We start from the raw sequence: 14489 nt of genomic DNA on the forward strand, positions 1-14489 counted from the left end.
CCGTCCTCTAAAAGACGATCGGCAAGGCTGATCTCAGCTCTCGGCCTGCCAACCGCCCGCCAGCGCCTTGAACAGGGCGATCTGGTAGGTGGTCACCAGGGCGTCGGACTGCGCCAGGGCGGCGTCGGCGGCGGCCTGTGTGCGCTGGGCGTCCAGCACCGTCAGGAAGTTGTCAGCGCCAGCGTTGAACCGCTGTTGCGACAGGGCGGCGGCGCGGGCCGCCTGGTCACGCGCCTCGGTCAGGGCCGCACGGCGGTCCAGTTCGTTGGCGTAGTTGCTCAGCGCCGTTTCCGTCTCCTGCAGGGCCGTCAGCACCGTCTGGTCGAAGGTGGCCAGGGCCGCATCCGAACGGGCGTCAGCCGCCTTGATCTGGGCGCGGGCGGCGAACACGTTCGGGAACGACCAGCTGATCAGCGGGCCGAAGCTGAAACGATAGTTCTGGCTGTCGCCCAGTCCGTTGGATTCCAGCGCGGTTGAGCCGAACGATCCGCCCAGGCTGATGCGCGGGAAGAGGTTGGCGGTGGCCACGTTCACACGAGCAGCAGCCCCGGCCAGATTGGCCTCGGCCTGCCGCACGTCGGGACGACGCGCCAAGAGGGCCGCGCCATCGCCGACCGGGATCGGCTGGTTCAGCTGGGGCGGACGCACGCAGGCGGCTGCGGTCTGATCGACCTCGGCCGGGGTGCGTCCGGTCAGGGTCGCCAGACGGAACAGAGCCTCGGCGCGCGCCGCACGCAGGGTCGGCAGGGTCGCCGCGGTCTGGGCCACGGCTGCACGGGCGCGGGCCACGTCCAGACCCGTGCCAGCGCCTGAATCCAGCAGGGTCTGGGTCAGGCTGCCGGTGTTGCGCTGCAGCTCCAGCGTCCGCTCCGCCACCGCGATCTGGGCGTTGGCCGAGCAGGTGTCGGCATAGGCCCGTGCGGTTTCGGCCGCGACCGTCACCTGAACCGCAGCGAGGGCGGCTTCGGCGGCGCGGGCGTCGGCGCGGGCGGCGCGGACAGTCGATTCCACACGTCCGAACAGATCGACTTCGTAGCTGGCCGAAAGGCCCGCGTCATAGGTGTCGATCTCCGGCGCCTTCTGCCCGTCGGGCAGACCGACCACCGTGGCGGCCGAAGCCCGGCTGCGCTGAACCTGGGCGCTGGTCGTCGTGGTCGGGAAGCGGCCCACGCGGGCCTCCGACAGCGACGCCCGAACCGCGCGCAGGTTGGCGAAGGCGGCCTCGAGCTGGTTGTTCTCGGCAAAGGCCTGACGGATCAGGCCATCCAGCGTCGGGTCATCGTACAGCCGCCACCAGTCGTCGCGCGCCTGAGCGGTCGAGACGGTGGGGCTGGTCGAGCCGACGAAGGCGCCTGCGCCCGTGACGGGCAGGTCGGCGACCGGCGCCTTTGGCCCGACCGCGCAGGCTGCAAGCAGGGCGCTGGCGGCTGCGGCGGTCAGGAACGAGAGGGTCTTGTTGCGGGTCATCAGTGATCCCCTCCCCGGCCAGTGACGGGCGCAGGCGCGTCAGGGTCGGTCAGGCTGGATGGTTCGTCATACTGGACGGTCTTGGTCGGCGTCGGCTTGTGGGACTGCGGCAGTTTGGCAGAGAGCCACCGCGTGACGACATAGAAGACCGGCGTGAAGATCAGACCGAAGAAGGTCACCCCGAGCATGCCCGAGAAGACGGACGTGCCCAGCGATTGCCGCATCTCGGCCCCCGGACCCGTCGCCAGCATCAGCGGCACGACGCCAAGGATGAAGGCGAACGAGGTCATCAGGATCGGGCGCAGACGGCTGCGGGCGGCGTGCACGGCCGCGTCGAACCGGTTCATGCCGTCTTCCTCTTCCGCCTGCTTGGCGAACTCGACGATCAGGATGGCGTTCTTGGCCGCAAGCGCGATCAGAACCACCAGACCGATCTGGACCAGGATGTTGTTGTCCAGGCCTCTCAGGTTCACCCCGATGATGGCTGCGAGCAGACACATCGGCACGATCAGAATGACCGCCAGCGGCATGGTGAAGGCTTCATACTGAGCCGCCAGCACCAGGAAGACGAACACCACAGCCATCAGGAAGATGACAGTCGCGCCCGAACCCGCGGCCTTCTGTTGGTAGGCCAGACCGGTCCATTCGTAGGTGAAGCCCTGCGGCAGCGTTTGAGCCGCCATCTGCTCCATGATCGCCAGCGCCTGGCCGGACGACACGCCTGCCGCGCCGTTACCCTGAAGCTCGGAGGCCGGGTACAGGTTGTAGCGCACGATCCGCGACGGACCGGAATCATTGACCAGATTGGCCACCGATCCGATCGGCACCATCGCTCCCGACGAAGACCGGGTCTTCAGGTTGGCGATGTCAGCGATGTCGTCGCGGTACTGAGGCTCAGCCTGCGCGGTCACCCGGAAGGTGCGGCCCAGCATGTTGAAGTCGTTGACGTAGGACGAACCCAGATAGACGCCCAGGGTGTTGAAGACGTCGCCAGGCTGCACGCCCATCATCAACGCCTTGTCACGATCGACGTCGGCGGTGATCCGGGGCGAACCGGTGTTGTAGGTCGAGAAGACCTGGTTCACTTCGGTCGGCTTCTGCGCGGCTGCGCCCATCATGGCGAAGGTGGCGCCCTCAAGCGCGCGATATCCTGCGCCCGAGGTGTCCTGGATCATCATGGTGAAGCCGTTGCCGTTGCCCAGGCCCTGAACGGCCGGGGGCGCGATGACGAAGATCTGCGCGTCCTCGATCGAACCGGTGGCCTGGGTGATGGCGCCGGCCAGGGCGGTCGCGGCCTGCTCCTTCGTACGATCCGCGAACGGATCAAGACGAACGAAGATGGTCGCGGCGTTGGAGCCGAACGAGAAGCTGGAGCCGTCAAGGCCTGCGAAGGCGATGGCGCCATTGACGCCCTTGGTGCCGCGGATGATGTCGCTGGCGCGGGTCATCACGGCTTCAGTACGGTCCAGCGAAGCGCCGGCGGGCAGTTGGATGACGCCGATCAGGAAGCCCTGATCCTGCTCGGGAATGAAGCCCGAGGGCGTGTCGACCAGACGCCAGGCGGTCAGGCCCAGCAGACCGACATAGACGATCAGAACCAGACCGACCGTGCGCACCAGACGCGCAGTCAGACGACCATAGCGGTCCGACAGCCAGTCGAAGCCCTCGTTGAACTTACGACCGGCCCAGCCGCCGTAATACATGACCGAGCCCCACAGACCCGGCTTGCGGGCGTGTTCGTCATGCTCGACGTGCGGCTTCAGCAGCAGGGCGGCCAGGGCCGGCGACAGCGTCAGAGACACGAACAGCGAGATGACCGAGGCCGAAGCGATGACCACCGCGAACTGGCGATAGAAGATGCCCGGAATGCCCGGAACGAACATGGTCGGGATGAACACCGAGATCAGCACCAGACCGATGGCGATCAGGGCGCCCGACACTTCCTTCATGGAGCGATAGGCGGCTTCCTTGGGCGTCAGCCCCTCTCGGATCGCCCGCTCCACGTTTTCAACGACGACGATGGCGTCATCGACCACGATCCCCACGGCCAGAACCAGGGCGAACAGCGACAGGGAGTTGATCGAATAACCCAGCGCCAGCTGCACCGCGAAGGTGCCGACCAGAGCGACGGGAATGGCGATGATGGGAATGATCGCCGCGCGCCAGGTCTGAAGGAAGACCATGATGACGATGACGACCAGGATGACGGCTTCGAACAGGGTGTGTTCAACCGACTCCACCGACGCAGCCACGAACTCAGTCGGGTTGTAGGGGATCGAGACGTCCATGCCCGCAGGCAGGTCTTTCTTGATCGCTTCGACTTCCTTCAGCACCCGGTCGGCGGTGCCCAGCGCGTTGGCGCCGGGTTGCTGGACGATGGCCAGACCCACGCCGCGCTTGCCGTCGAAGAAGCCGCGAATGCCGTAGTCCTGGGCGCCCAGCTCGATGCGGGCGACGTCACGCAGATAGGTCACGCGACCTTCGGCGTCCGTCTTCAGGACGACATTGGCGAACTGGTCGGGATCGGTCAGACGGCCCTGAACCTGCACCGGCAGCTGGAAGGCTGCGGCGTTGGTCGGGAACGGCGGCTGGCCGATGGAGCCGGCGGCCGCCTGGACGTTCTGGGCGCGAAGGGCGGCGACGATGTCGGGGCCGGTCAGACCGCGCTCGGCCGCCTTGGCCGGATCGATCCAGATGCGCATCGAATAGTTGCCGCCGCCGAACACCTGGACAGCGCCCACGCCTTCAAGGCGCAGCAGGCGGTCCCGCAGAGTCGAGTTGGCGTAGTTGCCGACGTAGTCGTTATCCAGCGTGCCGTCGGGCGAAGTCAGCCCCAGGATCATCAGGAAGCCGCTCTCGGCCTTGTTGACCACGATGCCGGTCTGGCGAACCGCGTCAGGCAGGCGCGGCTCAGCCAGGGCGACCCGGTTCTGAACTAGCACCTGCGCGGCGTCGAGGTCCGTGCCGGGCTGGAAGGTGACGGTGATGGCCACCGACCCGTCCGACGTGGACGAGGAGGTGATGTAGAGCATTTTCTCGACGCCGTTCACCTCCTGCTCGATGGGAGCAGCGACGGTCTCGGCCAGGGTCTCGGCCGAGGCGCCAGGATAGGCGGCGTTGATGGTGATCGTCGGCGGCGCGATCTCCGGATACTGCGACAGCGGCAGAAGCGGATAGGCGAATATGCCGATGATGGAGATCACCACCGCGATCACGGCCGCGAATATCGGCCGGTCGATGAAGAAGCGGGATATGTTCATGGCTTAGTCGCCGGTGGACAGGCTGTTGGCGAACGAGGCGCTGGAGGCCGGGGCCGCTTGGGTGACGGGAACGACGGCGGGCTTTTCAGCCACAGGCGCGATGCGGCCATCCTTGGCCGTGACCTTGGAGCCCGGCTGGGCGGCGCGTTGCAGACCGGCGATGATCACGCGGTCCGTCGGGGCCAGGCCCGACTTGACGACACGCAGTCCCTGAACGATCGGGCCCAGCTGGACCTCCTTGTTCGTGACCGAGCCGTCGGCGGCGACCACGGCGACCGTGCGGCGCGCCTGATCCGTGCCGATGGCCGAATCCGGCACCAGCAGGGCGTCATAGGACGAAGCGCCCGCAACCTGGGCCCGGCCGAACATGCCCGGACGCAGGAAACCGTCGCCGTTCGGCACGATGGCGCGCAGCCGGATGACGCCCGAGGCCGTGTTCACGGCGTTGTCCGAGAAATCGAGGCGGCCGGTGTGGCCGAAGCTGCTCTCGTCCTGCAGGCGGATGCGGACCGTCGCGCCCTGATTGGACGCGCCTTCACGCAGATACTTCAGCAGGACCGCTTCCGAGCCGTCAAAGACGAAGTGGATCGGACCGCCCGAGATGATGGTGGTCAGAACATCGCCCGCCGAGGAGCCGCCTGCGACCAGGTTGCCCGGATCGACACGACGGTCGGACACACGGCCCGAGGTCGGGGCGGTGATGCGGGTGTATTCCAGGTTCAACTGCGCCGTGCGGGTCGCCGCGTTCGCCGCCGCCAGATTGGCCTGAGCGGCGTCGACCGCCGCCTTGTTGGCGTCGTACTCGGCCTTGGACACAGCCTGCGAGGCCAGCAACGTCTCGCTGCGCGCCAGGTTGGCGCGGGCCAGGGTCAGTTGCGACTGCATCTGGGCGACCTGGGCCTGAGCCTGGGCCAGGGCGGCCTGGGCCGGACGCGGGTCCAAGGTGAACAGCAGTTGACCCTTCTGGACCATCTGACCATCGCGGAAGTGCACCGCCTGCACATAGCCGCCGACGCGCGCGCGAACCTCGACGGCCTCAACCGCCTCGAAACGACCGGTGAATTCATCCCAGTCCACCACCTTCTGCTGAAGGGGCGTCGCCACTGTGACTGGAGGGGCGCCTGGCCCTTGCTGCTCCGCCTTGGGGGAACATCCATAAAGCGCGCCCGTCGCCAAGACGGACACGGCGGCAATCTTAAGCCCGCGCATCTGCGCATTCTCCCTGATCGGAGGTAAATCCCAGTCGTGCGGACATAGGCCGATGGGGAGTCGGCCTTGTCAACGCGTGGTGACTTAATGAGAGAGCGGGCAACGCTTGTCAACAGGCGTTGACAAAGCCATATGGGAGTTACGGTTATTACATCCGCCCTTTCTTAGTGGAGTTTTGAGAGCCTTGTTGTGCACCGGCCCCCGCCCGAGAAACGCCGCAGCGACGCGTACGGCCATTCTCGACGCCGCGCGTGAACGGTTCGCCGCCGACAGCTATGATGATGTCGGAATGCGCGACATCGCGCGTGACGTCGGCGTCGACGCTGCGTTGATCAGCCGATATTTCGGCTCCAAGGACGAACTCTTCCTCGCCGCGCTGGACAGCTGCGGCGACGGCAGCCAGCTGATGCAGGGCGACAAGGCCGACTTCGGACGACGCGTGTCGCACGAGATCGTCTATGAGCCCAAGAAGGCCGAAAAGCTGAAGGCCATGTCGATCATGCTGCGCTCAGTCGGGTCGGCGCGGGCGGCGGAAATGGTTCAGAACACCTGCGCGGCCCGCTTCTTCGGCCCGCTGGAGGAATGGATCGGCGGCGAAAACGCCGTCGTACGCGCCCGTCTGCTGGCCGGTTTCCTGATGGGCATGTCCGTCAGCCGCGAACTGGGCGGCGGCCAGTTCAGCCTGACCCCGGACGAAGCCGAAGAGATGCGCCAACGCCTTGAGGTCATTCTGCAGAACCTCATCGAAGGCTGACCGCCAGGCCTGGTGATCAAAGGGCGCGGAGCGAAGGCTCCGCGCCCTTTTTCATGCCCGCGCGCCACCCCGTCGGCTCCAGACCAGGCGCAAAAAAGGCCGCTTCGTTTCCGAAGCGGCCCAAGTTGCTCAGAGGGAAAAAATCAGAAGCGGTAGTTCAGACCCACCGCATAGGTGCGGCCATAGCTCTGGTAGTCGATGGTCCGGCGCTCATCGCCGTTCTCAAAGGTCTTGAACGGCTCGTCCGTCAGGTTGTTGACCTGCGCCAGGATCGACAGACCCTGCAGCGGGCCCGACTGGAACTCGTAGCCGATCTGGGCGTCGACGATGGTTTCTTCGCCGACCGAACGCAGGGTGCGGCCGTTGCCGAAGCCGGCGACTTCACCCAGGTAGTCCGAGCGGTAGCGGGCGGAAACGCGCGTCTGGAAGCCGTAGCGCTCATAATAGAGCGTGCCGTTCAGAACAGTTTCCGACAGGCCCGGCATGGTGGTCGGCGGATTGGCCGGATCAGGCTGGACCTTGCTGTCCGTGACCGAGGCGCTGAACAGACCCCCGAAGCCTTCAAGCGCCGGATGGAAAATGCTGAACGGCGCCGAGACCGAGAACTCCAGCCCCTTGATCCAGCCGCCATTGCCGTTCTCGGGAGTGGTGAGAATACCCTCGTTGATCTTAGGTACCTCAATCCCCGTCGGATAACCGGTGAAGTCGAAGATGCGATTGTAGGTGTAAACGTAGCTTTCGAGGTTCTTGTAGAAGCCGGCCAGCGAGACATAGCCCTTGCGATTGGCGAAATACTTCTCGACCGACAAGTCTACTACGTCGGCAATGAAAGGCTTCAGCAGGGGGTTTCCGCCGCCGCCGCTCCACGGTGAGTTCTGCTCAGGCGTCGCATTTTCATTGTTGTTGCCCGGATTGAACGAGAAGTTCCGCGAGGCGCGCATGTCGTCCATCCGCGGGCGCGCCAGGGTGCGGGCGACCGAGAAGCGGGCGAACAGGTCGTCGCTGACTTCCAGGATGAAGTTCGAGCTGGGCAGGATCTCCAGATAGTCGACGCCGCCGCGAACGTTCGCCACTGCGGCGACGCCTTCGCTGAGCTGCTGAGCCTCAAAGCCGCTGCTCGACTGTTCCGTATAGACGAACTGCATGCCGACGTTGCCGGTCAGGGCGCGGCCGAACAGGTTGTGGTCGATGTTGGCGCGGACGTAGGCGGTCGAGACCTTTTCCGTCACGCCCCAGTTGCCGGCGGCGACGTCGGCGTTCGGGTTGCGCAGCTTGTTCAGCGCGCCGCTGTTGACCAGGGCCAGAGCGTCGTAGCTGATCACCTCCGAAATACCCAGATAGCCCAGGTCGGTCGGGGCCAGCAGGAACTGCGAACCGATGGTCAGGTCGCCGCCGCCCGGCACGGCCAGATAATACTGGTCGTTGACGAAGCTCTTGGTGCGTTCCGAATAGTTGAAGCCGAAGTCGATCGACTTGAACGGGCTCTGGTGCAGTTCACGACGCGCCGTCAGGCGGACAGCCTTGATCTCGTCCTCGATGCTCGGCGTGTTCATGTAACCGGCCTGACCACCGGGGATCACGTCCCCGCCCCAGCCCTGCGGGCTGGTGATCTTGATCAGGTTCGGGTCAGCATAGTTGAGCTGGCTGGTGAAGCGGGTCACGCCGTCGCCGGTCAATTGGAAGCCCAGGGTGTCCAGTGCGCCGTTGATGTTGCGGCCCGTACCGGCGTTGGTCTCCAGAATGATGTCGTTGCGCTCGACCTTGGAGTAGTTGACGTCCAGACCCAGGGTCCAGTCGTCATTGGCCACGAACTCGGTGTTCCAGCCGACGGCGGTGATGGTGCTGTCGCGCTTGTTCAGGTCGTTGCGGACAACGCCCTTGATGTTGTCCCAGGTGCCCGCGACGATCATGCCGTTGTCGACGGTGTAGCCCGGACGCAGCGACGGACCGGGGCGGCAGACGTCGGGCGTGGCGACGTTGCCGACAGCGTCGCAAGCTCCATCAGCAGATTGGGCGCTTCCACCCCACGCCAGCGGGAACTCGATGCCGCGCAGGACCTGGGTGTTCTTGAACTTGGAATAGAAGGCGTCGATCGTGGAGTGGATGCGGTCGTTGGGGCGCCATTCCAGCACGCCCATATAGCCGTCACGCTCCAGTTCGCTGGACATGACATAGGGCTTCACGCCGCCCGTCAGCAGATTGCCGTCGCTGTATTCCGGATAGCCCCAGGCGTTGAAGCGCTCGGACTGATAGGGCGACGACATGTGGGCGTAACCCAGGGCCACGCCGATGGTGCCGTCAGCGAACTGGTCGATGTAGGACAGGGTGTAGCGGTCGCCCTTGTCGGTCGTGCCCGAATTCAGGGCGCCGATGTCGTTCCACTCATGGCGGTAGTTGGCGACCATGGCGCGACGGCCGTAGGCCAGCGGGCGAACCGTGCGCAGATCGACCGTGCCGGCCAGACCCTGGCCGACCAGGGCCGCATCCGGCGTCTTATAGACGACGACGCTGTTCAGCAGTTCGGAAGGAAACTGGTCGAACTCGACACCCCGGTTGTCGCCGGTGGTGACCAGTTCACGGCCGTTCAGCAGGGCCGTGGTGAAATCGGGGCCAAGGCCGCGGATCGAGATCTGCTGGCTGCGGCCGTCAAGGCGCTGCATCGTCACGCCAGGCAGGCGCGCCAGGGATTCAGCGATCGACACGTCCGGCAGCTTGCCGATGTCTTCAGCCGAAATGACTTCGACGATCGAGGTGTTCGCGGCCTTGGCGGCGATCGAGGCCTCGATGGAGCGACGGATGCCGGTGACGACGACATCGCCGACGTCGGTCGTCTGGTCGCTTTGTGCAGGCGCTGTCTGCGCCTGTGCGGAGCCGACCGCCATCAGAGCCGCCGCGCCGAACGCGACCCCCGACAGCAAACGCGTGCGGCGATTGATACCTTGAAGCATGATCATCCTCCCTATGGGCTGATCGCGGTTCTAAATGCCGCGACCTAACGCCACGCAAAAATATGCAAATCTCAGACAATGTTGCAAGCCGTTAATGTAGGAGCCCCATTTGCGTCTTCATTCATGACCGTGTTTTGCCGAAATATCGCAGCCGAACAGCGACACATTGCCGCCTTGCCGCTGCAGCGCACCATTTCGCACCACATTGACACCGGCGGCTCAGGCTGCAAAATCTTGCAAATCGACTTGGAAGGCTTTGCACTTTCCAGGCGTACGGGAGGACGAGAATGACCATAAGACGTTCCAGAAAAGCCGCACTGGCCGCCGCAGCAGCGCTTGCGACCCTGCTCAGCGCCGCTCCAAGCCAGGCCCAGACGCGCGCTGACGCCGCCTCGGCCGTGCGCCAGCGCCTGCCGCAGGATGAGGTGATCTACTTCCTGCTGGTCGACCGGTTCGCCAATGGCGACGCCTCAAACGACCACGGGGGCTATGCCGCCGAGCGGCTGAAAAGCGGCTTTGACCCGTCTGACACGGATTTTTACCACGGCGGCGATCTGGCCGGCCTGATCCAGCGGCTGGACTATATCCAGGGCCTTGGCGCGACGGCGGTCTGGCTGGCCCCCATCTTCAAGAACAAGCCCGTACAGTCGCGCGCCGGCTACACGGGCGCCGCCCACCACGGCTACTGGATCACGGACTTCACCGCCGTTGATCCGCACTTCGGCGACGACGCCACGATGCACGCCCTGGTCGAGGCGGCCCATGCGCGCGGCATGAAGGTCTATCTGGACATCGTCACCAACCACACGGCCGACGTGATCCAGTATCGCGAATGCCCCGAAAACGACTGCGTCTATCGCAGCCGGGCCGACTACCCCTACACGCGCCGCGGCGGCGTGAACGGCGCCCCGATCAACGAAGGTTTCGACGGCCGCGACTTCTCGCGCCTGACCCGCCCGGACTACGCCTACACCCCCTACGTCCCCGCCGGTGAGGAGAACGTCAAGGTTCCCGCCTGGCTGAACGATCCGATTCACTACCACAATCGCGGCGAGAGCACGTTTGCAGGCGAAAGCTCGCTGGACGGTGATTTCGCCGGGCTGGACGATCTGTTCACCGAAGATCCGGTGGTCGTGCAGGGCATGATCGACATCTTCGGCGGCTGGATCGACAAATACGGCATCGACGGCTACCGCATCGACACCGCCCGGCACGTGAACCCCGAGTTCTGGCAGGCCTTCATCCCCGCGATGCTGGAGCGGGCCAAGGCCAAGGGCATTCCCAACTTCCACATCTTCGGCGAAGTCTTCGACGCCGATCCCGCCACCCTGGCGCGGTTCACCAAGGACGACAGCTTCCCCGCCGTCCTGGACTTCGGCTTCCAGAAGCAGGCTGTGGATGTGGCGTCCGGCAAGAGCGGAACGGACGCCCTGGCGCGCCTGTTCGAGGCCGACGCCGTCTATGCCGACGGGCGCGACACCGCCGCCATCCTGCCGACCTTCCTGGGCAACCACGACATGGGCCGTGCGGCCTATTTCATCAAGGAAGCCAACCCGGACGCGAGCGACGCGGAACTGCTGGCGCGGGTCAAGCTGGCGCACGCCCTGATGATGTTCAGCCGCGGCGTGCCGACCCTGTATTACGGCGACGAACAGGGCTTTGCGGGCGCGGGCGGCTACGGCAACTCGCGACAGGACATGTTCGACAGCCAGACGCCGATCTACGCGGCCGAAACCCCTATCGGCGGACGCCAGCCGGCCTATTCCACCGACGCGCCCCTGTATCGCGCCATCGCCGAAATGGGCCGCATCCGCGCCGCCGAGCCCACCCTGCGTCGCGGGCGTCAGGTCACGCGCGCCTATGGCGACAAGCCGGGCCTGTTCGCCATTTCGCGCATGGGCGACGACGGCGCAGAGGTGCTGGTCGTGTTCAACACCTCCACCGCCCCGATCTCGGCCCAGGTCGAGGTCGAGCCCGGCTCGCTGAACTGGCGCAGCCTGCGCGGCCAGTGCGCGCCCAAGGCGTCCGCACCCGCCAGCTATGGCGTCACCGTCCCTCCCCTCGACTATCTCATCTGCAAGAGCGCCTAGTGAACCACCATTCCACAGACCTCGTCGAAATCTCCCGGACGACGGCCAAGACGCGCGAATGGTGGCGCGGCGCGATCCTGTATCAGGTCTATCCGCGCAGCTTTGCGGACTCCAACAACGACGGGGTCGGCGACCTGAAGGGCATCACGGACCACCTGGACCACATCGCCTCTCTGGGCGTGGACGGCGTGTGGCTTTCGCCCTTCTTCAAGTCGCCGATGAAGGATTTCGGCTATGACGTCTCGGACTATTGCGACGTCGATCCGATCTTCGGGAACCTGGCTGATTTCGACGCCCTGTCCACGCGCGCCAAGGCGCTGGGCCTGAAGGTCGTCATCGATCAGGTCTTCTCGCACACCTCGGACGAACACGACTGGTTCCTGGACAGCCGCTCCAGCCGCAACAGCAGACACGCCGACTGGTACGTCTGGGCCGACGCCAAGCCGGACGGCTCGCCGCCGTCGAACTGGCAGTCGGTGTTCGGCGGTCCCGCATGGACCTGGGACGCACGCCGCGGCCAGTACTACATGCACAACTTCCTCAGCTCGCAGCCACAGCTGAATGTGCGCAATCCCGAGGTTCAGGACGCCCTGATCGCCGCCGCCCGTTTCTGGCTGGATCGCGGCGTGGACGGCTTCCGTCTGGACGCCATCAATTTCGCCATCCACGACCCCAGCCTGCGCGACAATCCGCCGATCAACGATGGCCGCAAGCGCACCCGTCCGTTCGACTTTCAGGACAAGATCTACAACCAGTCCCACCCCGAGATCATCGGCTTCCTGAACCGCATCCGCGACCTGACGGACAGCTATGATGGGCGGTTCACGGTGGCGGAGGTCGGCGGCGACCACGCCGACCGCGAGATGAAGGAATTCACTGCGGGCGATGATCGTCTGCATTCGGCCTACGGCTTCCTCTACCTCTATGCGGATGCGCTGAAGGCCGAGCTGATCGGCATTGGCGACAGCATGTGGCCCGATCAGCAGGGCGAGGGCTGGCCCTCGTGGACCTTCTCGAACCACGATGCGCCGCGCGCCGTGTCACGCTGGGCAGAGGGCCGCGACGAGAAGGCCTTCGCCGAGATGGCGCTGCTGCTGCTGATGTGCCTGCGCGGCAATGTCTTCGTCTATCAGGGCGAGGAGCTGGGCCTGCCGCAGGCCCATGTGCCGTTCGAGCGGCTGGTCGATCCAGAGGCCATCGCCAACTGGCCCCAGACCCTGGGCCGCGACGGCGCGCGCACGCCGATTCCCTGGGTCGCCTCGGCGCCCAACGCAGGCTTCTCGACGGTCGAACCGTGGCTGCCGGTCGACCCGCGTCACCTCGCGATGGCCGTCGACGCCCAGGAAGCCGATCCAAAATCGACCCTACATGTCGCGCGCCGCATCATCGGCCTGCGCAAGCGTCATCCCGCCCTGCGTCTGGGCGGGTTGGAGCTGGTGGACGGCCCGCAGGGCCTTCTGATGTTCGAACGCTTCGAGCGCGGCGGCGCCGACGGCGAACGCCTGTTGTGCGTGTTCAATCTGGGCCACGAGGCTGTCGAGTGGACGCCGCCCGCAGGCGCGCGCCGCATCGAGGCCATCAACTGGACCGAAGCCGACGGCGCCCGACTGGCCCCGTTGACTGGCCTGCTGTTCGCCCTGCCGACCGAGGCGACGTGACGATGTCAGCCGCCGCAGGTCTCGCGCACGATCAATTCGGTCGGCACCCGTTCCGAGCGGCCGACACCGGCGCCGAGATCGCCTCCGCCGTGGTCCAGCAGCTTGGACACCATCAGCCGTCCGGCCTTCATGGTGTCCTGGGCGATGGTGGACAGGGCCGGGCGCGAGTAGCGGCTGAAGGGCACATTGTCGAAGCCGATGACCGAGACCTTGCCCGGCACGTCTACACCGGCGTGCAGCAGGGCCCGCACGGCGCCCAGGGCGATCTGGTCGGATGCGGCGACGATGCCGTCGAAGTCCACGCCGCGCCGGATCAGGGCGTCCACCGCAGCCTCCGCGGATTCGACCTCGAAATGGGCCGGAACGATCAGGTCTGGCGCAACCGCCAGGCCCGCCTGCCCCAGAGCATCCAGATAGCCGCGATGCCGCTGCATGGCCTCGGGCGGATCAAGATCGCCCAGGAAGACGATGCGCTGACGCCCCAGACGCGCCAGGTGCAGGGTCGCGCGGCGGCCGCCGAAGGTGTTGTCGGAGCCGATGGAGCAGTAGTCCTGCTCGGGCAGTTCGGCGCCCCAGACGACGAACCGATGGTCGGCGTCGACCAGGCGGTTGAAGGCCGAATGCAGGCTGGACTGACCCAGGAAGATCACTCCGTCAGCCCGACTGGTGTTCAGGGCCGCCGACAGTTCTTCGTAGTTGGCGGGCGAGATGTGGCTCATCAGCAGGTCGCAGCCGCGTTCGCGCGCCGCCTCGCCCACACCGGCCAGAAGCTCCAGAAAGAAGGGGTCGCTGAGGCGCCCTTCGCGTCCCTGCGGACGCGGCACGACCAGGGCGATGGTGCCCTGCGCGCCGATGGGTCCGGCAGGCATATGGCGGCGGAACGGATAGTCATGCTCCTTGGCCAGCTTCCAGATCAACTGCTTGGTGCGGTCGTTGACGGCGGGGCTGTCATTCAGGGCGCGGGAGGCTGTGGCGATGGACACGCCCGCCAGGCGCGCGATGTCTTCCAGTCGGGTGGTCTTGCGGCTCAAGGTCGCGGGTCCTCACAGCAGCCTGTTGCGGCTGCAAACTTTTCTGCAAATATTTCAGCCACCGTTCGCGGC

8 protein-coding genes are annotated in these 14489 nt (G+C 65.7%); 3 read left to right on the plus strand and 5 right to left on the minus strand.

Annotation, left to right across the window (positions count from 1 at the left end):
• Positions 1–33 precede the first annotated feature (33 nt).
• The 3 genes from KWG56_RS10195 to KWG56_RS10205 are packed head-to-tail and all read right to left on the minus strand — an operon-like array spanning position 34 to position 5831.
• Complete coding sequence (locus KWG56_RS10195) at positions 34–1467, minus strand: efflux transporter outer membrane subunit (RefSeq protein WP_219354675.1); 1434 nt, start codon at positions 1465–1467, stop codon at positions 34–36.
• Entirely contained in the window at positions 1467–4727 is a 3261-nt protein-coding gene (locus KWG56_RS10200) for an efflux RND transporter permease subunit (RefSeq protein WP_219354676.1), read from the minus strand. Before KWG56_RS10200 ends, KWG56_RS10195 begins: the two co-directional genes overlap by 1 nt.
• Before the next feature lie 3 nt (positions 4728–4730).
• Positions 4731–5831: an efflux RND transporter periplasmic adaptor subunit gene (locus tag KWG56_RS10205; protein WP_244999463.1), complete on the minus strand. Its 1101-nt coding sequence runs from the start codon at positions 5829–5831 to the stop codon at positions 4731–4733.
• A gap of 292 nt (positions 5832–6123) precedes the next feature.
• Between KWG56_RS10205 and KWG56_RS10210 the strand changes: the two genes are divergently transcribed.
• Positions 6124–6690 (plus strand): TetR/AcrR family transcriptional regulator, encoded by a 567-nt coding sequence (locus KWG56_RS10210; RefSeq protein ID WP_236261027.1) that lies wholly within the window; start codon positions 6124–6126, stop codon positions 6688–6690.
• A gap of 143 nt (positions 6691–6833) precedes the next feature.
• Here KWG56_RS10210 and KWG56_RS10215 read toward each other — a convergent pair whose 3' ends face one another.
• Complete coding sequence (locus KWG56_RS10215; protein ID WP_219354678.1) at positions 6834–9638, minus strand: TonB-dependent receptor; 2805 nt, start codon at positions 9636–9638, stop codon at positions 6834–6836.
• Between the two features lie 287 nt (positions 9639–9925).
• Here KWG56_RS10215 and KWG56_RS10220 point away from each other — a divergent pair, with 287 nt between their 5' ends.
• Positions 9926–11728, plus strand: a complete 1803-nt coding sequence (locus KWG56_RS10220) for an alpha-amylase family glycosyl hydrolase (RefSeq protein ID WP_219354679.1) — start codon at positions 9926–9928, stop codon at positions 11726–11728.
• Positions 11728–13386 carry an alpha-amylase family glycosyl hydrolase gene (locus KWG56_RS10225; RefSeq protein ID WP_244999464.1) on the plus strand — a complete coding sequence of 553 codons (1659 nt, stop codon included), beginning with the start codon at positions 11728–11730 and terminating at the stop codon, positions 13384–13386. Before KWG56_RS10220 ends, KWG56_RS10225 begins: the two co-directional genes overlap by 1 nt.
• A gap of 5 nt (positions 13387–13391) precedes the next feature.
• Here the strand turns inward: KWG56_RS10225 and KWG56_RS10230 are convergent, their stop codons facing one another.
• Complete coding sequence (locus KWG56_RS10230) at positions 13392–14417, minus strand: LacI family DNA-binding transcriptional regulator (RefSeq protein ID WP_201096817.1); 1026 nt, start codon at positions 14415–14417, stop codon at positions 13392–13394.
• Positions 14418–14489: the final 72 nt, after the last annotated feature.

Origin of the sequence: Brevundimonas nasdae (assembly GCF_019395145.1) — a bacterium.
GTDB classification, from domain to species: Bacteria; Pseudomonadota; Alphaproteobacteria; order Caulobacterales; family Caulobacteraceae; genus Brevundimonas; species Brevundimonas nasdae.

What these genes read in the sequence shown, in the direction of transcription:
- KWG56_RS10220 (WP_219354679.1), top strand. Translation starts at nt 9,926, where the DNA reads ATGACCATAAGACGTTCCAGAAAAGCCGCACTGGCCGCCGCAGCAGCG.
- KWG56_RS10200 (WP_219354676.1), bottom strand. Translation starts at nt 4,727, where the DNA reads ATGAACATATCCCGCTTCTTCATCGACCGGCCGATATTCGCGGCCGTG.
- KWG56_RS10215 (WP_219354678.1), bottom strand. Translation starts at nt 9,638, where the DNA reads ATGCTTCAAGGTATCAATCGCCGCACGCGTTTGCTGTCGGGGGTCGCG.
- KWG56_RS10195 (WP_219354675.1), bottom strand. Translation starts at nt 1,467, where the DNA reads ATGACCCGCAACAAGACCCTCTCGTTCCTGACCGCCGCAGCCGCCAGC.